At 66.2% G+C, this 20600-nt stretch carries 18 protein-coding genes; 9 read left to right on the top strand and 9 right to left on the bottom strand.

Going from position 1 to position 20600, the window contains the following annotated elements:
* Window positions 1-30: 30 nt before the first annotated feature.
* Complete coding sequence (locus AC1DQQ_RS11555; protein ID WP_478032293.1) at window positions 31-738, top strand: FadR/GntR family transcriptional regulator; 708 nt, start codon at window positions 31-33, stop codon at window positions 736-738.
* A 158-nt stretch (window positions 739-896) separates the two neighbouring features.
* Complete coding sequence (locus tag AC1DQQ_RS11550) at window positions 897-2459, top strand: glycoside hydrolase (protein WP_478032291.1); 1563 nt, start codon at window positions 897-899, stop codon at window positions 2457-2459.
* 340 nt (window positions 2460-2799) lie between these two features.
* On the opposite strand, the gene gyrB is transcribed toward AC1DQQ_RS11550, so the two are convergent.
* Complete coding sequence (gene gyrB, locus AC1DQQ_RS11545) at window positions 2800-5289, bottom strand: DNA topoisomerase (ATP-hydrolyzing) subunit B (RefSeq protein ID WP_478041380.1); 2490 nt, start codon at window positions 5287-5289, stop codon at window positions 2800-2802.
* 105 nt (window positions 5290-5394) lie between these two features.
* On the opposite strand from gyrB, the gene AC1DQQ_RS11540 reads away from it, so the two are divergent.
* Together AC1DQQ_RS11540 and AC1DQQ_RS11535 are read left to right on the top strand one after the other, a co-directional pair.
* The gene (locus tag AC1DQQ_RS11540) at window positions 5395-5985 is read left to right on the top strand and encodes a hypothetical protein (protein ID WP_478041381.1); all 591 of its coding nucleotides are present in this window, start codon (window positions 5395-5397) and stop codon (window positions 5983-5985) included.
* A gap of 115 nt (window positions 5986-6100) precedes the next feature.
* The gene (locus tag AC1DQQ_RS11535) at window positions 6101-6565 is read left to right on the top strand and encodes a nuclear transport factor 2 family protein (protein ID WP_478045236.1); all 465 of its coding nucleotides are present in this window, start codon (window positions 6101-6103) and stop codon (window positions 6563-6565) included.
* Window positions 6566-6694: 129 nt separating this feature from the next.
* On the opposite strand, the gene AC1DQQ_RS11530 is transcribed toward AC1DQQ_RS11535, so the two are convergent.
* The 5 genes from AC1DQQ_RS11530 to AC1DQQ_RS11510 all read right to left on the bottom strand — a co-directional run bounded on the left by AC1DQQ_RS11530 (window position 6695) and on the right by AC1DQQ_RS11510 (window position 11856).
* The gene (locus tag AC1DQQ_RS11530; protein WP_478041383.1) at window positions 6695-7450 is read right to left on the bottom strand and encodes an OmpA family protein; all 756 of its coding nucleotides are present in this window, start codon (window positions 7448-7450) and stop codon (window positions 6695-6697) included.
* A gap of 78 nt (window positions 7451-7528) precedes the next feature.
* Window positions 7529-8695 carry a DNA replication/repair protein RecF gene (gene recF / locus AC1DQQ_RS11525; protein WP_478041384.1) on the bottom strand — a complete coding sequence of 389 codons (1167 nt, stop codon included), beginning with the start codon at window positions 8693-8695 and terminating at the stop codon, window positions 7529-7531.
* Between the two features lie 86 nt (window positions 8696-8781).
* Window positions 8782-9579 (bottom strand): Coq4 family protein, encoded by a 798-nt coding sequence (locus tag AC1DQQ_RS11520; protein ID WP_478033155.1) that lies wholly within the window; start codon window positions 9577-9579, stop codon window positions 8782-8784.
* A gap of 326 nt (window positions 9580-9905) precedes the next feature.
* Window positions 9906-11018, bottom strand: a complete 1113-nt coding sequence (dnaN, locus tag AC1DQQ_RS11515) for a DNA polymerase III subunit beta (RefSeq protein ID WP_478033156.1) — start codon at window positions 11016-11018, stop codon at window positions 9906-9908.
* Between the two features lie 163 nt (window positions 11019-11181).
* The gene (locus tag AC1DQQ_RS11510) at window positions 11182-11856 is read right to left on the bottom strand and encodes an outer membrane protein (RefSeq protein WP_478041386.1); all 675 of its coding nucleotides are present in this window, start codon (window positions 11854-11856) and stop codon (window positions 11182-11184) included.
* Between the two features lie 152 nt (window positions 11857-12008).
* Between AC1DQQ_RS11510 and AC1DQQ_RS11505 the strand changes: the two genes are divergently transcribed.
* Complete coding sequence (locus AC1DQQ_RS11505) at window positions 12009-12644, top strand: histidine phosphatase family protein (protein WP_478041387.1); 636 nt, start codon at window positions 12009-12011, stop codon at window positions 12642-12644.
* Window positions 12641-13123: a hypothetical protein gene (locus AC1DQQ_RS11500; protein ID WP_478041388.1), complete on the top strand. Its 483-nt coding sequence runs from the start codon at window positions 12641-12643 to the stop codon at window positions 13121-13123. The genes AC1DQQ_RS11505 and AC1DQQ_RS11500 overlap by 4 nt, the downstream gene beginning before the upstream one ends.
* A gap of 173 nt (window positions 13124-13296) precedes the next feature.
* Here AC1DQQ_RS11500 and AC1DQQ_RS11495 read toward each other — a convergent pair whose 3' ends face one another.
* Window positions 13297-14187 (bottom strand): LysR family transcriptional regulator, encoded by an 891-nt coding sequence (locus AC1DQQ_RS11495; RefSeq protein WP_478041389.1) that lies wholly within the window; start codon window positions 14185-14187, stop codon window positions 13297-13299.
* A 91-nt stretch (window positions 14188-14278) separates the two neighbouring features.
* Here AC1DQQ_RS11495 and AC1DQQ_RS11490 point away from each other — a divergent pair, with 91 nt between their 5' ends.
* Both AC1DQQ_RS11490 and rlmN read left to right on the top strand, forming a co-directional pair.
* The gene (locus tag AC1DQQ_RS11490; protein ID WP_478033163.1) at window positions 14279-15205 is read left to right on the top strand and encodes an NAD-dependent epimerase/dehydratase family protein; all 927 of its coding nucleotides are present in this window, start codon (window positions 14279-14281) and stop codon (window positions 15203-15205) included.
* A 228-nt stretch (window positions 15206-15433) separates the two neighbouring features.
* Window positions 15434-16618, top strand: a complete 1185-nt coding sequence (gene rlmN / locus AC1DQQ_RS11485; protein WP_478033164.1) for a dual-specificity RNA methyltransferase RlmN — start codon at window positions 15434-15436, stop codon at window positions 16616-16618.
* Between the two features lie 101 nt (window positions 16619-16719).
* On the opposite strand, the gene AC1DQQ_RS11480 is transcribed toward rlmN, so the two are convergent.
* Entirely contained in the window at window positions 16720-17382 is a 663-nt protein-coding gene (locus AC1DQQ_RS11480) for an MBL fold metallo-hydrolase (RefSeq protein ID WP_478033165.1), read from the bottom strand.
* Window positions 17383-17508: 126 nt separating this feature from the next.
* On the opposite strand from AC1DQQ_RS11480, the gene pabB reads away from it, so the two are divergent.
* Window positions 17509-19275, top strand: a complete 1767-nt coding sequence (gene pabB, locus AC1DQQ_RS11475; protein WP_478045287.1) for an aminodeoxychorismate synthase component I — start codon at window positions 17509-17511, stop codon at window positions 19273-19275.
* 3 nt (window positions 19276-19278) lie between these two features.
* On the opposite strand, the gene AC1DQQ_RS11470 is transcribed toward pabB, so the two are convergent.
* Window positions 19279-20553 (bottom strand): spinster family MFS transporter, encoded by a 1275-nt coding sequence (locus AC1DQQ_RS11470; RefSeq protein ID WP_478045234.1) that lies wholly within the window; start codon window positions 20551-20553, stop codon window positions 19279-19281.
* Window positions 20554-20600: the final 47 nt, after the last annotated feature.

Raw genomic sequence — 20600 nt, 5'->3', positions numbered from 1 at the left:
GCCTGGGGGTGCGTCGCGAAGGGATGGCGATTGACTGACGAACACCGGCGGGGACCGACGCATGCCCAATTGGCACGCGAACTGGGCATTGCAATCGTGACAGGGCAACATGCCCCAGGATCGTTCCTGCCCGCCGAGCATGAGATCGCCGAACACCGGGGCGTTTCGCGCGGTCTGGTGCGGGAGGCGCTCCGCATGCTCTCCGCCAAGGGGCTGCTCGAAAGCAAGCCCAAGGCTGGCACACGCATCCGAGACAGATCGTCCTGGAATCTGCTCGATCCCGATCTCCTGGCCTGGATGTTCGAAGGCGAGCCTCCGGCTGGGTTTGTCCACAACCTATTCTATTTACGTATGATTATCGAGCCAGCCGCAGCCGAACTGGCCGCCACCCTGCGCACGCCCCGACACCTTTCGCGGATGGGCCATGCTCTTGAACAGATGCAGGAACACGGGCTGGCCAGCGTGGTCGGCCAGGCCGCCGACCAGAGTTTCCACAACATCATCCTGGAGGCGACAGGCAACGAACTGCTCATCAGTCTCGCCGGCACGATCGGCGCTGCAGTGCGCTGGACGACGATCTACAAGCATCGGCAAACCCGTCAGCCAAGCGATTCGATGCCGCAACATCGCCGCCTGTTCGACGCGATTGCGGAGGGGGATGCGCCCGGCGCGCGCGATGCGACGATCGCCCTGATCGATCAAGCGCAGGAGGATACCGAGTTCTCATTGCGCAGATAATCGTGCCAAACGGTCGCCCTGCCGCATTGATGCGGCACGACTGAATCTTTATAGTCCTACAAATGAGCGGCGGGCCGGGCAGAAAACGCGACGATCGGCATCAGGCACAGACACTGCCCGGATCGGATGACAATCGCGCCGAGGCTGAGGAGATACCGATGGGTACGCGTTGGCATGGTGCTTTCCGGTTAGGGTCGATGCAGCGGACTGACGCACCGCCTGCCCACACCAGATGCCGGCCCCTGGTAGGCCGGTCCCGCCTGATCCGCGCGACCCTCGCCGCGATCGCGGCTCTGGCAACGTCGGCCCAGGCGGCGTCCCCGGAGGTCGCGATCACTATCCGGCCCGCGATTGAGCGTCCCGGACCGGTCTTCGAAGGCTGGGGCACAGCGCTTGCGTGGTTCGCCGAGGTTACCGGCGGCTACCCCGACGCGACGCGCGAGCGGCTGGCCGATTTATTCTATGGGCCTGAGGGCCTCGACTGGACTATCGCACGCTACAATATCGGCGGCGGCAACGCGGCGGCGACGGCGCCCTATCTTCGCCCAGGCGCCGCGGTGCCGGGCTTTTGGCGACAGCCGGCAGGCACGATTGGGAATGCGTGGTGGCAGCCAGACGATCCCGCGATGTGGGACTGGTCGGCCGACGCCAACCAGCGCTGGTGGCTCGATGCGATCCGCTCGCGCGTCCGGGCGCCCATCTTCGAAGCCTTCTCCAATTCGCCGCCCTGGTTCATGACGGTCAGCGGGCGGGTATCCGGCGCGGAAAAAGGAACCAACGAGAACCTGCGTCCCGGACAGGAGGGGCCGTTCGCCACATATCTTGCCCGCGTCGTAAGCGAGTTGCAGCGGCGCCACCACATCACGTTCCGCACGCTGTCGCCGGTCAACGAGCCGAATACCGATTACTGGTTCGCCGCGAACACACAGGAAGGGGCGCATTGGAGCCCCGGGCGCCAGGCGGCGATGATCGACGCCACGGCGGTGGCGTTGGCGGATCAGGGGCTGAAGACGACGATCGCTGCCCCCGACGAAACCAACTCGCACCTCTTCGTTCGCGATTGGGCAGGGTATCCGCCGGCTACACGCGCGCGCATCGGCCAGCTCAATGTCCACAGCTATGGCACCGTCCACCAGACCGCGGTGCGCGATATCGCGCGCGTCTCCGGCATTCGCCTGTGGATGAGCGAGAACGACACTCCTCTGGAAAAGGAGCCCGAGGATTTCGACGGCATGCCTTCGGCGCTGGCCTTTGCCGAACATGTGATCCACGATCTAAAACGGTTGGAGCCCTCCGCCTGGGTCTTCTGGCAGGCGGTGGAGACCCTCAGTGCCCGCAACGGTGCGCCCGGCTCCAACTGGGGCCTGATCAAGATGGACTTGCGTGCCGCACCGCAGGCGCCGCACCCGATCCATATCACCGCCAAATATTGGGCGATGGCGATGTTCAGCCGGCACATCCGGCCCGGCTACCGCCTTATCCCGGTGGACGACGCCGACACGATCGGTGCGCTGACGCCGGACGGCCGAACGATGGTGCTGGTTCACGTGAATCCGGGCCCATATGAACGCGCGCTGACGATTGCGCTGCCCCACGCGACGGTGCGAGAGATCATCGTGACCGATGCCGCACACAAGGCCGTGCGGGTCGCGTCGAAACCCGGCGCCCGCCTTACCGCCGCGCCGGAATCGGTGACAACGATCGTGACGACCATCCGATAGCAAGGCCCCGATCAACTGTCGGGCCGCTCAACGGCGCGGTTATGGCAGCGGTATATCGGGATCGGATCTTCGACATGCCGTACACGTGGTTGTCGTTGTTCTTTCTGTTCCTGGCCAACGACCTTGCTGCCTACTGGATGCACCGCCTGGCGCACGAACGGCGCGTGTTGTGGGCCGGCACCGATTCAGCAAAGCTGAAAAAGACTCTAGTCAGCTCCAAATGCGGCAAGCGCATCAAGGCTGCTGGCGGGAACCAGGGAATGCGCGGCTATTTGGGCCCAAACTCGCAATCTATTGGGCCCAATTCGCAATGTTTTTGGTCGCCCAACACCGTCGCGCGTCACACGTCGAGATTGGCGACGCTCAACGCATTCTCCTGGATGAATTCGCGGCGCGGCTCGACCACGTCGCCCATCAAGCGGGTGAAGATCTCATCGGCGACATCGGCCTGGTCGACCGCGACGCGCAGCATCGAGCGGTTGGTCGGGTCGAGCGTGGTTTCCCACAATTGCTCGGGGTTCATCTCGCCCAGCCCCTTGTAGCGCTGGATCGACAGACCCTTGCGTCCCGCCGCCAGGATCGCCTCGAGCAATTGTGACGGCCGCGCGATCAGCGACTCGCCCTTGCCCACAACGACCGGCAGATCCTCATCCTCGTCGACCTCGGCGGCGGCTTCCTCGGCAGCTGTCGCCGCGGCCTGCGCCTTGCTCGGCACCAGCTTGACCGCGCTGCCGTAGCTGTCGACCTGCTCGGCCGCCAGGCCGTGCAGCTTGCGCGCTTCGGCCGAGACCAGGAACGCCGCCTCGATCACATGATGATCGGTGACGCCGCGCCACAGTCGCTGGAAATGGAGCGAGCCTTCGTCGGTCAATTGCGCCGTCCAGGTCGCTTCGGGATCGCCGCCGTCGAGCTTGATGGTGGTCGCCTGCAGCCGCTCCGCGCGCTGCGCGGTGCTGGCTTCGGGATCGAACACGCCGTCCATCGCCAGCGCCTCGATGATGCTGGGATCGTAGCGCCGCGGCACGAAGCGCATCAGCGATCGCATGCGGCGCGAATGATCGACCAAAGCGCGCAGCGCAGTGCCGGTGCCGACACCGTCGAGCGAGCTCGAGGCGACGCCCGCGGCGACCAGATATTCCTCCAGCGCGGCCTCATCCTTCAGATACACTTCGGACCGCCCGCGCGTCGCTTTGTAGAGCGGCGGCTGGGCGATGAAGAGGTGCCCGCCGGTGATGATCTCGGGCATCTGGCGATAGAAGAAGGTCAGCAGCAGGGTACGGATATGCGCGCCGTCGACATCGGCGTCGGTCATGATCACGACCTTGTGATAGCGCAATTTCTCCAGGTTGAAGTCGTCGCGCCCGATGCCGGTGCCCATCGCCTGGATCAATGTCCCGATCTCGCGCGACGACAGCATGCGGTCGAACCGCGCGCGTTCGACGTTGAGGATCTTGCCGCGCAAGGGGAGGATCGCCTGGAAATGGCGGTCGCGGCCCTGCTTGGCCGATCCGCCGGCCGAATCGCCCTCGACCAGGAACAGTTCGGACTTGGCCGGGTCCTTTTCCTGGCAGTCGGCGAGCTTGCCGGGCAGGCTGGAGATGCCGAGTACCGACTTGCGGCTCGCCTCACGCGCCTTGCGTGCGGCTTCGCGCGCGGCGGCGGCGTCGATCACCTTCTGGATGATCTGGCGCGCATTGGCCGGATTTTCCTCGAGCCATTCGGCCATCTTGTCGGCGAGCAGGCTTTCGAGCGGCTGGCGCACTTCAGACGAGACGAGCTTGTCCTTGGTCTGCGAGCTGAACTTGGGATCGGGCAGTTTCACCGAGACGATCGCGGTCAGGCCTTCGCGCATATCGTCGCCGGTCAGGCTGACCTTTTCCTTCTTCATCTGCCCCGATTTCTCGGCATAGGCATTGAGCGTGCGCGTCAGCGCCGAGCGGAACGCGGCCAGATGGGTGCCGCCGTCACGCTGCGGGATGTTGTTGGTGAAGCACAGGACGTTCTCGTAATAGGAATCATTCCATTCGAGCGCGACGTCGATGCCGATATCGTCGCGCTGGCCGGAGATCGCGATCGGTTCCGGGAAGAGCGGCGCCTTGGTGCGATCGAGATACTTCACGAACGCGGCGATGCCGCCTTCGTAATAGAGCTCGATCGTCTTGGGCTCTTCGTGCCGCGCATCGGTCAGGAACAGCCGCACGCCCGAATTGAGGAAGGCCAGCTCGCGATAGCGATGTTCGAGCTTCTCGAAATCGAATTCGGTGATCTTGAAAGTGGACGGCGAGGGCAGGAACGTGACGCGCGTGCCCTTCTGGCCTTCCGCCGCCTTGCCGACGACCTTGAGCGGGGCGACCGCGTCGCCATGGGCGAAGCGCATGTAATGCTCCTCGCCGTCGCGCCAGATCGTCAGATCGAGCCATTCGCTGAGCGCGTTGACCACCGACACGCCGACGCCGTGCAGCCCGCCGGAGACCTTGTAGGCATTGTCGTCCGACGTGTTCTCGAACTTACCGCCGGCATGGAGCTGGGTCATGATGACCTCGGCCGCCGACACGCCTTCCTCGGCATGGATGCCGGTCGGGATGCCGCGGCCATTATCGGTGACGCTGACCGATCCGTCGGGGTTGAGCGAGATGTCGACCCGGTCGCAATGACCGGCCAACGCCTCGTCGATCGCGTTGTCGGAAACCTCGAACACCATGTGGTGGAGACCCGACCCATCGTCGGTGTCGCCGATATACATGCCGGGGCGTTTGCGGACGGCGTCGAGGCCTTTGAGGACCTTGATCGAATCGGCGCCGTAATCTGAAGTCTGAGGGGGTGTTGCCATAGCGAGCATATAGGGATTCGCCCCCGAAAACGGAAGCAAAATGGCGACACGCGAAGGTCCAATCGCGCCCCTTGCAAATGGCCGCCGGGAATGATCCCATCCGGCATGGCCCAGCCGCCCGATCCGCATGAACTCTACCTTCACGTCCGCGTGCTGGTGGGCGTCGTGCTGGGGCTCGGGCTCACCCGAATCCTGTCGGGACTGGCGCGGATGGTCGAGCATCCCGGGCGCAATCCGGTGTCGGCGACGCACTTGTTGTGGGTCGCGGTGATCCTGCTCTCGATCGTCCATTTCTGGTGGTGGGAGTTCGCGCTGATCTCGCTCGGCGCGTGGCGGTTCGAGCTGTTCGTGTTCCTGCTGCTCTACGCCTTTCTCTGGTTCGTGCTCGCCTGCCTGTTGTTTCCGGGCGATCTTGCCGAGCACGACACCTACGAAGCCTATTTCCTGTCGCGGCGGCGCTGGTTCTTCGGGCTGTTCGCCGCGACCTTCGCCGCCGACCTGATCGACACCGCGATCAAGGGCGCGGATCATTTCCGCGCGCTCGGCCCCGAATATCCGGCGCGGATCGCGGCCGGCATCGTCTTGTGCGCAATCGCCGCCTGGACCGGCAACCGCCGCTTCCACTTGCTGTTCGCGGCGCTCTACCTGGCTTACGATCTCAGCTGGATCTTGCGGCTCTACGATACGCTGGGTTGAGTGGTAATAGGCGCCAGCGGCGCGTGTCGAGCATAAGCCCTCTCCCGCGTGCGGGAGAGGGTATGTGGCCCTTGTTGCGATCGCTATAGTCGCCAAGAAATAGGGAGGGAGAGCAATGAAGTGGATCGCAATCGCCGCCGCGCTCATGGTGTCGGCACCTGCCACGGCGGACGCACCGGCCGCGCAGCCGATGCCGACCTATCCGGGTGTTCCGGCCGATCTTGCCAAGGCGGCGGCGGAGTTCGACCTCGCCCAGGTCAAGAGCGATGGCGAGGCGCTCAAGCGCCTGCTCGCCGACGATTATCTGTTGGTCAACAGCCAGGACAAGCGCGAGGACAAGGCGCAGTTTATTGCCGACTATACCGCCAAGGGCTTCACGATGGAGCCATTCGCGATCGACGATCAGGTGATCAAGGTCTGGGCCGATGGCGCGGTGCTGGGCGGCGCGGTGACGATGAAGGGCACGTCCGAGGGCAAGCCCTATTCGGTCCGCATCCGCTTTTCCGACATCTGGGCGAAGCGCGGCGGCAAATGGCAAGTGATCTATGCCCACGCCAATCGGGTAGCGGCGGCAAGCTGAAAATTGGTGCTCCTGCAAGAGAAGGAGCCCAGGATCACAATTGCTGTCCGTGCGATCCGGGCTCCCGCTCGGGCAGGAGCACCCGTTCTGGCGAGGGCCGGCACGCGGGTCGCGTGCCGGCCTTTCGCATCAGAATTCGCTGGCGCGTCGGCCCAACAGGGTCACTTCGACCCGGCGATTGAGCCGCATTCCCGCCACCGTGGCGTTGGTCGCGATGGGATCGCGCTCGCCATGTCCCGTGACCGAGAAGCGCGCGCGAGTCACGCCCATCGCATCGAACGCGCCGCGGACGCTCGCCGCGCGCCGTTCGGACAGGTCCTGGTTGTGCGCATCGCTGCCGCGCGAATCGGTGTAGCCGTCGATCGCCACGCGGACCCCGGGATTGTCGCGCAGATAGCTTGCCAGCGGACGCAATTTGTCGATCGCGCCGGGGCGCAACACGTCGCTGTCGGTGGCGAACAGCACGTCCTCGTCGAGCCGCATCGTCGCGCCCCGCGCGGTCTGGCGGAAGCCGTAACCGTGCATCGCGCCGCGATCCCAGCCACCGCCGCGGCCGCCGCGCTCTTCCACGACATAGCCACGATCGCGCGACTCCCAGTCGAACCCGCCGCGGCGCGGGCCGGCGATCCGCGCGAACGCGCGGTTGGCCTCACGCGCCTCGAAGATGGTCAGGAAACGGTCGTGATTGCGGTCGAAATTGCGCATCACGAAGGCACGTCCGCGGCGCGATTCGCGCAGTTCCGGATAGAGGATGCGCACGCCGGGGCCGGCGATGCGGAAATCGGGGCCGTCGGGACGCCCGCCCGACCAATCCCAGCGGTCCTGCGCGATAGCGGGGGTGGCAATCGCAACCAAAGCGGTCGCAGCGGCAAACAACATCTTCATGACTATTCTCCCTGTGTCATCGACATGGGCTAGCGGCGCGGGACTGAACCCGGCCTTAGGCGCACGGACAGGGGACGTTCAGGCGGTCGAAACCGTTCCATCGGCGACGATGAACCAGGATGCCGCGCCGATGTCGTCGAACGGCGCGCGTTCGGTGCCGGTGATCCAGACCTGGCTGCCGGTTGCCGCGAGCCGATCGAACAAGGCGGCCCGGCGGACCGGATCGAGATGCGCGGCGACCTCGTCGAGCAGCAGGATTGGCGCGCGGCCGACGCGGTCGGCGACGAGTTCGGCATGCGCGAGCACCAGCCCGAGCAGCAACGCCTTCTGCTCGCCGGTCGAACAGAGCGAGGCGGGCTGATCCTTGTCGAGATGCGTCACCATCAAGTCGCTGCGATGCGGCCCGACGAGCGTGCGGCCCGCCGCGGCATCGCGCCGGCGGCCTTGCGCCAGGTCGGCGGCGAGCGTGTCGGCGCCGCTCCATCCTTCGAGCGTCAGGCCGGCACGCGCGAAAGGCCCCTGGGGTTGATAGGCCAAGCGCTCCGCCAACGCCGCGACCGTCTCGCGCCGCCCGGCATCGATCGCCCCGCCATGCTCGGCCATTTGCGCCTCGAGCGCGGTCAGCCAGTGCGGATCGGGATGCCCATGGTCCTTGGCGTCGGCGAGCACGCGGTTGCGCGCGCGCATCGCCGCTTCGTAGCGATTGGCGTGCTGGGCATGGTCGGGACGCATCGCCAGGGTCAGCCGATCGAGGAAGCGCCGCCGCTCGCCGGCGGGCTCGACGAACAACCGGTCCATCGCCGGCGTGAGCCACAGTACGGTCAGCCATTCCGCCAGCGCCGTGGCCGCCGTGGTGGCGCCGTTGATGCGCACGATGCGGCGTTCGGGGGCCGAGGGCAGGGTGCCGGTGCCGATCTCTATTAGCCCCTCCCCTTCAGGGGAGGGGTTGGGGGTGGGGGATGCCTCGCAGAGGTCGACGCCCGCGTCCCCCACCCCAACCCCTCTCCTGAAGGGGAGGGGCTTTAATGTCGTCGCCACCCCAAATCCGCCTCTTCCTCCCTGACGCGCCATATCACTCAACGCAGCCCGCCGCAGTCCGCGTCCCGGCGCGAGCAGCGACACCGCCTCCAGCACGTTGGTCTTGCCCGCGCCATTCTCGCCGGTCAGCACGACGAAGCCGCGCCCCGGGTGGAGCACGGCTTCGGCATGATTCCTGAAATCGGTGAGGATCAGGCGCGACAGCATCGCGCCTGTCCCTAAAGCATCGCGCGGAAAAGTGGGTACCGGTTTTCCGCGAGAGCGATGCGTCCGCGGAGCAGCGGAGTTTTGGGTTAGGCCGCCAGCTTGGCGGGTTCCGCCGCGCCCGATTGCTGGTTCTTCGCGCTGAGATAGGAGGCCATCTCTTCGCCCAATTCGCGCTGTGCCTTCAGATAGGCGACCGGCTCGTCGAGCCCGAGCCGCTTGCGCGCCGCGTCGAGCGGCTCGTGCAGCAGCTGCAGATAATCCTCGCCGGAGATCCACTTGGCCTTCTTGCCGCGCTTATAGCCTTCCCACACTGCCTTCGCGAACAGCGAATTGCCGGTGACCTTGAGGCTCTTGAGCGCCGCCGCGCCGCCGATGAACGCCCAGCCGAGCCCGCCGACCTGCGCATAGCTGAACGCGACCAATGCCGCTTCGCCCATGCTTTCGTCGGCCTTGTAGCCGGTCAGCACGTGCCAGATATCGTGCGTGTCGCGTACCCGCCGCCCGAACCAGGCATAAGGATGCGGCATGTCTTCCTCGCGGTTGACCTTGCTGACCTCGGCCAGACCGTCGGCCGAATAGCCGGTCGATTCGAGGAAATGGTTGTACGCCGCGCCGACCGTGCCCGGCGCGAATTGCTTGGCATAGCCGGGCTGAGAGAGCAGCTGCGCGAGCTCGATCCGCTCATAGGCCATCCGCCCGCCCTCTTCGGTGGCGATGAAGCGCGCATAGTTCATCGGCGCATTGCCGACGTTCAAGGCGCGCATGATCTTGAACACCTGCGTCGTGTCATCGCCATTGGCGAGCAGCTTCCTGATCGAGCTGAACGCGGTCTTCCAGTCACGCTTGCCGGTAGTGCCGGGAAAGGGAGGGAGCTTTGCGGGCATCGGGTGATTCCTTACTGACACTCATGTAAGTAAGTGAAGCGGCACGCGGAGTCAAGCCGGTGCCGATCCCCTTATGCGCCGCGTCGATGACAATATCGTTGATGCCCGAAAGGGCGCAACCGGGCCAGCCTCTCCCGCTTGCGGGAGAGGAGCGAGACTTATGAGCGAAGCGAATTAGTCGCAGCGGTGAGGGTCTTCTGTTAGCCCGTCGCTAGAAGAAGAAAGAAGGAAGAAGACCCTCACCCTCCCACCGCCTTCGGCGGCGGGCCCCTCCCTCTCCCGCAGGCGGGAGAGGGGTATTAGAACGCGCTTCTACCGCTCCCGCCTCACACCCGCATCGGCATGAGCACGTACAGCGCCGGCGACTTGTCGTTCTCGCGGATCAGGGTCGGCGCGCTGGCGTCGGCCAGATGCACTTCGACCATGTCGCCCTCGATCTGGCCGAGGATGTCGAGCAGATAGCGGCTGTTGAAGCCGATATCGAAGCCCTGCGCCGCGTAATCGCCGGGGACTTCCTCGGCCGCCGTGCCGTTTTCCGGGCTGGTCACCGACAAGGTGATCTTGTCGCGGTCGAGCGTCATTTTGACCGCGCGCGTTTTTTCGGTGGCGATGGTCGAGACGCGATCGACGCCTTCCTCGAAGCTGCGCGGATCGATCCTGAGGATCTTGTCGTTGCCGGTCGGGATGACGCGCGAATAATCGGGGAAGGTGCCGTCGATCAGCTTCGAGGTCAGCAGGGCCTGGCCCATGTCGAAGCGAATCTTGGACGACGACAAGGACACGCCGACCGAGCCGTCGATCTCGTCGAGCAGCTTGCGCAGCTCCGCCACGCATTTGCGCGGGATGATGATGTCGGGCATGCCCTCGGCGCCGTCGGGGCGCGGCAGGGTGACGCGGGCGAGGCGGTGGCCGTCGGTGGCCGCCGCCTTGAGCACCGGCTGGCCGTCATCGGCGACATGCCAGAAAATACCGTTGAGGTAATAACGCGTCTCTTCGGTCGAGATGGCGAAGCGCGTCTTGTCGATGATCTGCTTGAGCGTCTCGGCCGGCAGCTCGAACTGCACCGGCAGTTCGCCTTCGGCGATCACCGGGAAGTCGTCGCGCGGCAAGGTGCCGAGCTGGAACCGCGCGCGCCCGGCGACGATCGTCATCTTGCCGTCGGCCGCGGCGAGCTGGACCTGGCTGCCCTCGGGCAATTTGCGCGCAATGTCGAACAAGGTGTGCGCCGACACGGTGGTCGCGCCCGGCGTGTCGACCGCCGCGGGCACGCTTTCGTTGATCTGCAGGTCGAGGTCGGTCGCCATCAGCTTGAGCGATCCCTCGGCCGTCGCCTCGATCAGCACGTTCGACAGAATCGGGATGGTGTTGCGGCGCTCGACCACCGACTGCACATGGCTCAGCCCCTTGAGGAGCGTTGCGCGTTCGATCGTCGCCTTCATGTCCTAACCCCCGGGCCGGTGCCCTGATTTTCCGACCCGCCAGACGTGAGAGAATCCGGGGGCAATTCGCCTACCGTCTTCCTTAACGTGAAAAAGGGCCGGAGCAAGCGCCCCGACCCTCCTTTCACACCCTGTTTTCCCCTGTTGTTGTGGATGAATCGCTTTAGAAGCGAACACCCACCCCGGCGACGACCTGATGCCGGTCGGTATCGACCGAGAAATTGTTGGTGTTGCCGCCATTGGGATATTCCAGCCGGGCATTGCCATAGTTGGAATAGCGATATTCGACCTTGGCGTAGGCCTTGCTGCCGAGCGATTGCTCGACACCGGCGCCCGCGCGCCAGCCGTCCAGGTTGAAATGCTGGCCGGTTTCGGTGGTGCCGTCCGACGCGACGAGATCGAGCCGCTGGTTGGTATAACCGCCCTTGGCATAAATCATCGTGCGCGGCGCGACGACATAGCCGACGCGCGCGCCGGCATAGAGATCGCGACCGGCCTTGACCCGTCCATAGCCCAGCGCCCCCGCTGCGGACGGATTGTTGGTCACCTTGCTGGTCGACCCGGTCACTTCGCCCTCGGCGCCGAACACCAGATTCCCGGAACGGATGTCGTAACCGACATCGCCGCCATAGGTCAGGCCGTCCGCCGAGTTGCTGTCGTCGATCGACGAATTGGGCACCTGGCCCGGCTGCATCCGGTCATAGCCCAGGATGATGCCGGCGCGCGGACCGCTGAACGTCGTGTCGCTATCCGGGTTGGGAGGGCCATCCTGCGCGAAGGCGGGAACGGCGACGGCAAGCGCCGCGAGGCTGGCGGTGGCAAGGATCAGCTTACGCATAAATAACTCCATTCACTCACATTCCCGCGGAGCACCGGGGGGTCGGTGGCGCGGGAAGGGGCAAATAGGTGGCGACGCCAGAGGTTGCATGAACCTCAGATAAACAAGGAATTCCGTTGCTTTCGCGCCACAGGGGGTTGAAAGCGCGGGGGATGATTACAAGGCGGGGACGCGACTTCATCGCGCGGCACGGCGAGACGGTGTTCAACGCGGCCGGGCGGTTGCAGGGCGACCATCCGCACACCCCGCTGACCCGCGCCGGATTCTGCCAGGCCGACGAAATGGGCGAAGCGCTCCGCCATTTTTTGGGCGACAAACCCGCGCTGACGCTATGGGCATCGCCGACCGGTCGCGCGCTGCAGACGCTGGCGGTGATCGCCGAGCATGTCGGGCTCGACTGGCATCACGCGCGAACCGATCCGCGGCTGACCGAGATCGGCATGGGCAGCTGGGGCGGGCGTTATTATCAGGACGTCATCGCCGAGGTTGGCGACGTGGTAGACCGCCCGAGCGGCCTGTTGATCAGCGCGCCCGATGGCGAACTCTATCCGCAGATCGCCGAGCGCGTGTCGGCCTGGCTGGCGGAGACCGACGACGATCCGGGCGACCGGCTGGTCATCATGCACGGCATATCGAGCCGGGTGATGCGCGGGGTGATGACCGGGCAGCCATGGGTCGACCGCTTCGGCGCGCCTGCCGCCGGCCATTTGCCGCAAGGATCGCTGGTGATGATCGAAGGCGGCGTCGAGACGATCGTCCATCTCGGCGGCGGCGGGGAAACGGTGTGAGGCGGCCGGTTCTTGCCATCGCGCTGATCGCAACAACGGTCGCGGCCGCCCCGGCAACAGCGCGCGACACGATCGGCGTGTGGAATCGCTGGGCCGCGTTCAGCGACCCGAGCCCGCGACGCTGCTTCGCGATCGCGCAGCCGGTCGATCCCGACCATCGCGCCGGCTTCGCCAGCATCGCCAACTGGCCCGGCCAGCATATCCGCAGCCAGCTCCATATCCGCCTCAGCCGCGGCCGCGCCGGCAATGCTCGCGTGACGCTGTCGATCGGCGAGCGCCGGTTCGATCTGGTCGCCGGCACCGACGACGCCTGGGCGCCCGATTCGCGCACCGACGCCGCGATCGTCGCCGCGATGCGCAGCGGGCGGTCGATGAGTGTGGAGGGGCTGGGGCGCGATGGGTCGGCGTTTGCCGATGTCTATGCGTTGTCGGGCGCCGCTACGGCGATCGATGCGGCGGCGCTGGCGTGTCGGGGGTAGGCATGGTCCCTCTCCCGTTGGGAGAGGGAGGGAGCCGCCATAGGCGGCGGAAGGGTGAGGGCAGCGCTATCCCTCCGCACCTGCCCTCACCTTCCCACTCGGCTATGCCGAGCGGGCCCCTTCCTCTCCCAATGGGAGAGGAGATTGCGCCGATCGCACTGCATCCCCTCGCCTCAGGCCTTTCCCGAGCCGAGATAATCCTGCAACCCCGCCACCAGCGCGTCGAACACCGCGCGCACCGGGGCGGACGTACGCAAATCCTCATGCATCACTACCCAGGTGTCGAGCGGATGGCTGAACGCGTCGGGCAGGATGCGGACCAAGGCCGGATCGCGCGCCGCCAGCGGCACCTGGCACACGCCGATCCCCAGCCCCGCGCGTAACGCCGCCATTTGCGCGAGGTCGCTGTCGGTCCGAAACGCGAAATCCTCGACCCGGATCGGGATGCCACCAGCGCGCATCGCGCGGGTCACGGCGTTGTCGTTCTCGACTCCGATCAGCCCGAACGCGATAACCTCCTCGAAAGTCGCGGGCGCCGGCCGCCCGGCGATCAGGTCGGCGCGGACGTGCAGCCCGACATGGATATCGCCGATCCGGCGCGCGACCAGCGCGCCTTGCGCCGGCCGTACCATCCTGACCGCGACATCGGCCTCGCGCCGCAACAAATCCTCGTTGCGATTGTTCGGGCTGAGCGCGACCACCAGCCGCGGATGGCGCCGGCGCAGATCGGCGAGGATCGGCGGCAATATCTCGACCGAGATCACTTCGCTCGCCGACACGCGGACCAATCCGGCGACCTCGCTCCCCTGCGTCGCGCCGCGGGCAAAGGCGGCGGCGGCGATTTCCATCGCCTCGGCATGCTGGCGCAGGCCAAGCGCGGCCTCGGTCGGCACCAGCCCGTCAGGCGCGCGGGTGAACAAGGCGACGCCGAGCCCCGCCTCTAGGTCCGCGATCCGGCGCCTCACCGTCGGCTGCGCCAGCGCCAGCCATCGTGCCGCGCCAGACAGACTGCCTTCGCGCAGCACCGCCAGGAAGGCGCGGTGACGTTCCCAATCGTCGCTCATCAAATTTGTATAGGCCGGTCGTCACATCGCGACAATTTTATTCAAGTGCCGACTGGCCGATATCCCCGTCATCAAATCGCGGAGACGGAAAATGGCGAAGACGGTTCTGGTATTGGGCGCGACCGGCGGGGTTGGCGGAGAGACGGCGCGGGCGCTGATCGCGCATGGCTGGGCGGTACGCGGACTGGCGCGCTCGCCGCGCGAGGGCGACGGCATCGACTGGCGGATCGGCGATGCGATGGATCGCGCGGCGGTGCTGGCGGCGGCGGAAGGCGTGGATGCGATCGTCCATGCCGTCAACCCGCCGGGCTATCGCGATTGGGAAAAGCTCGCCATGCCGATGCTCGACAACAGCATCGCGGCGGCGCGGGCGAACGATGCCCGGCTCGCGCTCCCCGGCACGATCTACAATTACGATCCGCGCACCTCGCCGGTGATCGCGCCCGACAGTCCGCAGCATCCGAACACCAGAAAGGGCGCGATCCGCGTCCAAATGGAGCGCGCGATTCAGCAATCGGGTGTGAAAGCGGTGATCCTGCGCGCCGGCGACTTTTTCGGGCCGCGCCCGGGCAATAGCTGGCTGAGCCAAGGCCTGGTCACGCCGGGCAAGCCGGTCGGCCGGGTGATGGTGCCGGGCAAGGCGGGGATCGGGCACGCCTGGGCCTATCTGCCCGATGTCGGCGAGACGTTCGCGCGGCTGCTCGACAAGAGCGACGCGTTGCCGCGGTTCGCCCGCTATCACTTCGCCGGCGTCTGGGATGACGACGGCACGCGCATCACCGGCGCGATCGCGCAGGCGGTGGGCCGGCCGGTCAAGACCTGGCGGATGCCTTGGGCATTGCTCCCGCTGATCGGGCTGTTCAATCCGACGATGAAGGAAATGGTCGAGATGCGCCCGTTCTGGGAACATCCGGTGCGGCTCGACAATGACGACCTGGTCGCCGCGATCGGGCCGGAGCAGCACACCCCGCTCGACGTCGCGATGGCGACCAGCCTCAAGGCGCTCGGCTGCAACTGACTTGATGGCGGTGACGAGACGTGGAGCCCTGCTTACGACTTCACCTGTCGACGCCGCATAACGCCCTAGGAGGCACCGACATTCAGGCGTGAGCGTAGCGGCCAGCACCAATCCTCCCCGTTTACGGGGAGGATTAGTCCACATGTCGGCACGGTGTAGTTGCCCACCTAGCAAATCGCGCCCTTTTCCCCTATGTGCGGCGCCATGCAGACAGAGTCGGCCGCCCTCATGCCCATTCCGGGGCACATCGATCCCGTGCCCGTGCCTCGCCAGACGGTGGCGCGCGAGGATGGGCGTGTCGACCTGGTCGGCCTGTCCAAGGCCGAGTTGCGCGAGGCGTTGCTCGCCGCGGGCATGGACGCCAAGCAGGCGAAATTGCGCGCCAAGCAGATCTGGCACTGGATCTACAATCGCGGCGCGACCGACTTCGCCGCGATGACCGACATCGCCAAGGCGCAGCATCCCTGGCTGGTCGAGCGCTTCGTCGTCGGCCGGCCCGAAGTGATCGAGGCGCAGGTGTCGACCGACGGCACGCGCAAATGGCTGCTGCGCGGGCCCGACGGCCAGGATTACGAGATGGTGTTCATCCCCGACGCCGATCGCGGGACCCTGTGCGTGTCGAGCCAGGTCGGCTGCACGCTCAATTGCCGCTTCTGCCACACCGGCACGATGCGGCTGGTGCGCAACCTGACGGCGCAGGAAATCGTCGGCCAGGTCATGCTGGCGCGCGACGCGCTCGGCGAATGGCCGTCGCAGCCCGAGGGACGCATGCTCACCAACATCGTGATGATGGGGATGGGCGAGCCGCTCTACAATTTCGACAATGTCCGCGACGCGTTGCATGTCGTGATGGACGGCGATGGGCTCGCGCTCAGCAAGCGCCGCATCACGCTGTCGACCTCTGGCGTGGTGCCGATGATGGCGCGTGCGGGTGCCGAGATCGGGGTCAACCTTGCCGTCTCGCTCCACGCTGTCACCAAGGAAATCCGCGACGAGATCGTCCCGATCAACCGCAAATACGGGATCGAGGAGTTGCTCCAGGCGTGCGCCGATTATCCCGGCGCCAACAATGCGCGACGCATCACGTTCGAATATGTGATGCTCAAGGACAAGAACGACAGCGACGAGGAAGCGCACGAGCTGGTCCGGCTGATCCGCAAGTACAAATTGCCGGCCAAGGTCAATCTGATCCCGTTCAATCCCTGGCCCGGCGCGCCCTACGACACGTCGACGCCCGAGCGCGTGCGCCGGTTCAGCGACATCATCTTCGAGGCCGGTATCTCGGCGCCGGTCCGCACGCCGCGCGGCCGCGACATCGATGCGGCCTGCGGCCAGCTCAAGACCGCGTCGGAGAAGAAGAGCCGGGCGGAACTAGACCGCCTCGCCGAGGAAAAGCTCGCCGCGCTGGGCTGAGAGTCTGTTTGGAAATGCGCCGCGGGCGCATTTCGCGGCACCGGCTTAAAACTCGCTCTACCGCGAGTTTTCAAACGGTCTCTGACCCTCGGGGAAGAACGTCAGGCGATCACCGAATCAGCGACGAACGGGTTCGACTGGCGTTCCTGGCCGAACGTGCTTGGGTCGCCATGGCCGGGCAGGAAGAAGGTGTCGTCGCCCATTGGCCACAGCCGCGTGACGATCGAGTTGATCAATTCCTGGTGATTGCCGCGCGGAAAATCGGTGCGGCCGATCGATCCGCGGAACAGCACGTCGCCGACGATCGCCAGTTTCGATTCGGCATTGTGGAACACGACATGGCCGGGCGTGTGCCCGGGCGTGTGGTGGACCGCGAACTCGACCTCGCCAACGGTGACCGTGTCGCCCTGGTCGAGCCAGCGCGACGGCACGAACGAGCGGCCGGGCACGCCGTAGCGCAACCCATCCTCGTCGAGCTTTTCGAGCAGGAACATGTCCTCGGGATGCGGGCCCTCGATCTGGACGCCGAGATCCTCGGCGAGCTGCGCCGCGCCACCGCAATGATCGAAATGGCCATGCGTCACCAGGATCTTCTCGATCGTGACGTCGTGCTTTTCCATCTGCGACTTGAGCAAGGGCAAGTCACCGCCGGGATCGACGAATGCGCCGCGCATCGTCCTGGTGCACCATAACAAGGTGCAATTCTGCTGGAGCGGCGTGACGGGGATGATCGCCGCGCGAAGCGGCTGCGCGGTGCTGGCCATTGCGGTGACCTAAGGTCTGTATTCGCGACGGGCAATGCCCTGTCGCAAGCGGATCGCGACGGCGCGTGACGCCGTCGCGGCAAAGCTTGGGGTTGCCGAAGCCCCTTGCCCGGTTGCATCAGCGGCATAGTGATCCGCCGCGACCGCCCTTTCGTTCTGCTCGATGACGCCCGCGCGAGCGGTGCCGCTCCCGCGCGGCTCTATCGCGCGCCGGTCGAGATTGTCGAGGCGCGCGACATCGCCGCGGTCAAGCCGGCGCTCGAGCGGCTGCGTGCGGCGCGGCATCGCGGGCTCCATGCCGCCGGGTTCCTGGCCTATGAAGCGGCAAGCGCGTTCGAACCGGTGGTCGGCGCGCTGCCGCAGGCCGGGACGCCCTTATTATGGTTCGGCCTGTTCGAGCGGTTCGACGAGATCGCGACCGGCGACGTCGCATCCTGGCTGCCCGACCCCGCCGCCGCCTGGCTCGGCACGCCGGTGCCCGATATCGACCGCGATACTTATGCCGATCGCTTCGCCGAGGTGCATGCGCTGATCGAGGCGGGCGATCTCTATCAGGCCAATCTGAGCTTTCGCGCGCGCGTGCCGATCGCCGGCGATCCGCTCGCCGCTTATGCGCGGCTGCGGGGCAGCGCGCGCGCCGGCTATGGCGCGGTGGTGTGGACCGGGCACGATTGGCTGCTGTCGCTGTCGCCCGAATTGTTCTTCGCGCTCGACGGCGGCCGGCTGACCACGCGGCCGATGAAGGGCACCGCGCGGCGCGGCGAAACGCCCGAGGAGGACCGCGCGTTCGCGGCGGAACTGCGCGGCGATGCCAAGCAGCGCGCCGAGAATCTGATGATCGTCGACCTGCTGCGGAACGATCTGTCGCGCGTCGCCGAACCGGCCAGCGTCGCGGTGCCCGAATTGTTCGCGGTCGAAACCTATCCGACCATCCACACGATGACCTCGACCGTCACCGCGACGCTGGCGCCCGACCAGGATGCGATCGATGTGCTGGCGGCGTTGTTCCCGTGCGGATCGATCACCGGCGCGCCCAAGATCCGCGCGATCGAGGCGCTGGCCGGGATCGAGATGGGCAGCGCGCCGCGAGGGCCCTATACCGGCGCGATCGGTCGGTTCGATGCGGCCGGCGGGGCGATGTTCAATGTGGCGATACGGACCTTGGTAATCGAGAATGGGGCGGACCATGCGCTGCTGGGCGCGGGCGGCGGCATCGTCGCCGATTCGCGGATGGGCGAGGAATGGGACGAGGCGCAGGCCAAGACCGCGTTCGTCGGCGCCGGCGCCCGCCGCTTCGACCTGATCGAGACGATGGCGTTCGATCCGATCGAGGGGATCGCCTTGCTCGAACGCCATCTCGCACGGATGAAGGCGAGCGCGACCGCCTTCGGTTACGCGTTCGATCGTCATGCCGCGCGCAACGAACTCCAGGCGGCGACTTTCCGGCTGCGCGGGGCGTCCCGCATCCGCTTGCTATTGGCGCCGTCGGGCGCAGTCGCGATCGAGGTCGCGCCGATCCCGGCGATGCCCGAGACGCCAGTCGCGGTGACGATCGCGCCGCTGCCGGTCGCGCCCGACGATTTCCGCCTGCGCCACAAGACCAGCGACCGCGCCTTTTATGACGACGCGCGTCAGGGGTTCGAGACGGTGTTCGAGGTCGACGGCCAGCTGACCGAAGGCAGCTTCACCAATCTGTTCGTCGAGCGCGACGGCGTGCTGCTGACCCCGCCGCTCAGTGCCGGACTGCTTCCCGGCATATTGCGCGCCGAGCTGATCGAGAGCGGCCGCGCCGTCGAAGCGACGCTGACGCGTGCCGATCTCACTCACGGTTTCTTCGTCGGCAACGCCCTGCGCGGGCTGATCCCGGCGACGTTGGGCCAGAGCGTGATGTAAAGATCAGTCCGTCGCCTCGACCCAGCCGCGCTTGAGCGGCTTGATCGCGAGGAACGCGAGCAAGGCGGCGACGAGGTACAAGCTGACCCCGATGATCGCGGCGTAGCGTAGCGAATCGACACCGTAGCTCGCCTTCAGCGCATCCGACAGCGTGCCCATCAATAGCGGCCCGAGACCAAGGCCGAGCAGATTGTTGACCAGCAGGAAGCTGCCCGACGCGCTCGCGCGCATTCGCGACGGCGCCAGATGCTGGGCAGCGGTGACGATCGGACCGAGCCACAGCGTGTTGAGCGCGTTGGGGATCAAGAGCAGGAACCAGGCGAACATCGGATAGGGCGTGAACAGCCCGAGCATGAAAGTCGGCGCGGTGATCAGCCAGGCGATGGCGGGCAAGCGCGCATACCAGGCGCGGTCGACCGTGCCGAGCCGGTCGGCGAACACGCCACCGAGAAAAATGCCGGTGGTCCCGCCGATCAGCAGCAGCGAGCCCATGAACTGGCCGACCTTGATCAGGTCGTGATTGGAGGTCCAGCCGTAATGGACCGCGATGATCTTGGGCACCCACAAAGCCAGGCCATAGCCCGCCATCGAGCTGCACCCGGCACCGATCGACAACAGCCAATAAGCCGGCTTGCGGGCAAGGATCGGGATCACCGCCAATACCGGCACCGCATCGGCTTCGGCGACTGGGGCCGGCCGCGGGCGATCGCGGACAAGCCACAGGAAGACCGGCGCGACCAGGATACCGGCGACGCCGACGGTAATGAACGCGGTCTGCCAGTCGACCAACGCGGCGATATAGGCGCCGAGCAGCACCCCAGAACCGAGCCCGATCGGAATGCCCATCGAATAGATAGCGAGCGCGCGGGCGCGGCGCTCGACCGGGAAGTAATCGGCGATCAGCGCATAGGATGGCGCGACCCCGCCCGCTTCGCCGACCCCGACGCCAAGGCGGGAGAGGAAGAGCGACCAGAAACCGGTCGCGGTGCCGCACAAGGCGGTGAACCCGCTCCACACCACCAAAGATCCGGCGATCACCCGGGTCTTGCCGACGCGATCGGCGAGCAAGGCGAGCGGCACACCAAGGACGGAATAGAGGATCGCGAAAGCGGTCCCGCCGATCGCGCCGAACTGGGCATCGCTCAACTGGAGGCTGGCCTGGATCGGCTTGGCCAGGATGCCGAGGATCTGCCGGTCGAGGAAGTTGAACGTATAGACGACCAGCAGCATCGTCAGCACCAACGCCGGATAGCCCGGCCGCTCGGCCCTGTTCGTCATCGCGCCCCTCCTATTATGAAACGAGCCGGGCACGCTGGCGCACCCGG

Source organism: Sphingomonas sp. P4_G3 (assembly GCF_056401105.1).
This window is presented reverse-complemented; position numbering and strand designations above follow the sequence as displayed.

Bases quoted from the DNA above. Each gene is read 5' to 3' on its own strand.
- AC1DQQ_RS11490 (WP_478033163.1), top strand. From the start codon at position 14,279: ATGGCGAAGACGGTTCTGGTATTGGGCGCGACCGGCGGGGTTGGCGGA.
- rlmN (WP_478033164.1), top strand. From the start codon at position 15,434: ATGCCCATTCCGGGGCACATCGATCCCGTGCCCGTGCCTCGCCAGACG.
- gyrB (WP_478041380.1), bottom strand. From the start codon at position 5,289: ATGGCAACACCCCCTCAGACTTCAGATTACGGCGCCGATTCGATCAAG.
- AC1DQQ_RS11495 (WP_478041389.1), bottom strand. From the start codon at position 14,187: ATGAGCGACGATTGGGAACGTCACCGCGCCTTCCTGGCGGTGCTGCGC.
- AC1DQQ_RS11505 (WP_478041387.1), top strand. From the start codon at position 12,009: ATGATTACAAGGCGGGGACGCGACTTCATCGCGCGGCACGGCGAGACG.
- recF (WP_478041384.1), bottom strand. From the start codon at position 8,695: ATGCTGTCGCGCCTGATCCTCACCGATTTCAGGAATCATGCCGAAGCC.
- AC1DQQ_RS11520 (WP_478033155.1), bottom strand. From the start codon at position 9,579: ATGCCCGCAAAGCTCCCTCCCTTTCCCGGCACTACCGGCAAGCGTGAC.
- AC1DQQ_RS11540 (WP_478041381.1), top strand. From the start codon at position 5,395: ATGGCCCAGCCGCCCGATCCGCATGAACTCTACCTTCACGTCCGCGTG.
- AC1DQQ_RS11530 (WP_478041383.1), bottom strand. From the start codon at position 7,450: ATGAAGATGTTGTTTGCCGCTGCGACCGCTTTGGTTGCGATTGCCACC.
- AC1DQQ_RS11550 (WP_478032291.1), top strand. From the start codon at position 897: ATGGGTACGCGTTGGCATGGTGCTTTCCGGTTAGGGTCGATGCAGCGG.
- dnaN (WP_478033156.1), bottom strand. From the start codon at position 11,018: ATGAAGGCGACGATCGAACGCGCAACGCTCCTCAAGGGGCTGAGCCAT.
- AC1DQQ_RS11535 (WP_478045236.1), top strand. From the start codon at position 6,101: ATGAAGTGGATCGCAATCGCCGCCGCGCTCATGGTGTCGGCACCTGCC.
- AC1DQQ_RS11510 (WP_478041386.1), bottom strand. From the start codon at position 11,856: ATGCGTAAGCTGATCCTTGCCACCGCCAGCCTCGCGGCGCTTGCCGTC.
- AC1DQQ_RS11480 (WP_478033165.1), bottom strand. From the start codon at position 17,382: ATGGCCAGCACCGCGCAGCCGCTTCGCGCGGCGATCATCCCCGTCACG.
- AC1DQQ_RS11470 (WP_478045234.1), bottom strand. From the start codon at position 20,553: ATGACGAACAGGGCCGAGCGGCCGGGCTATCCGGCGTTGGTGCTGACG.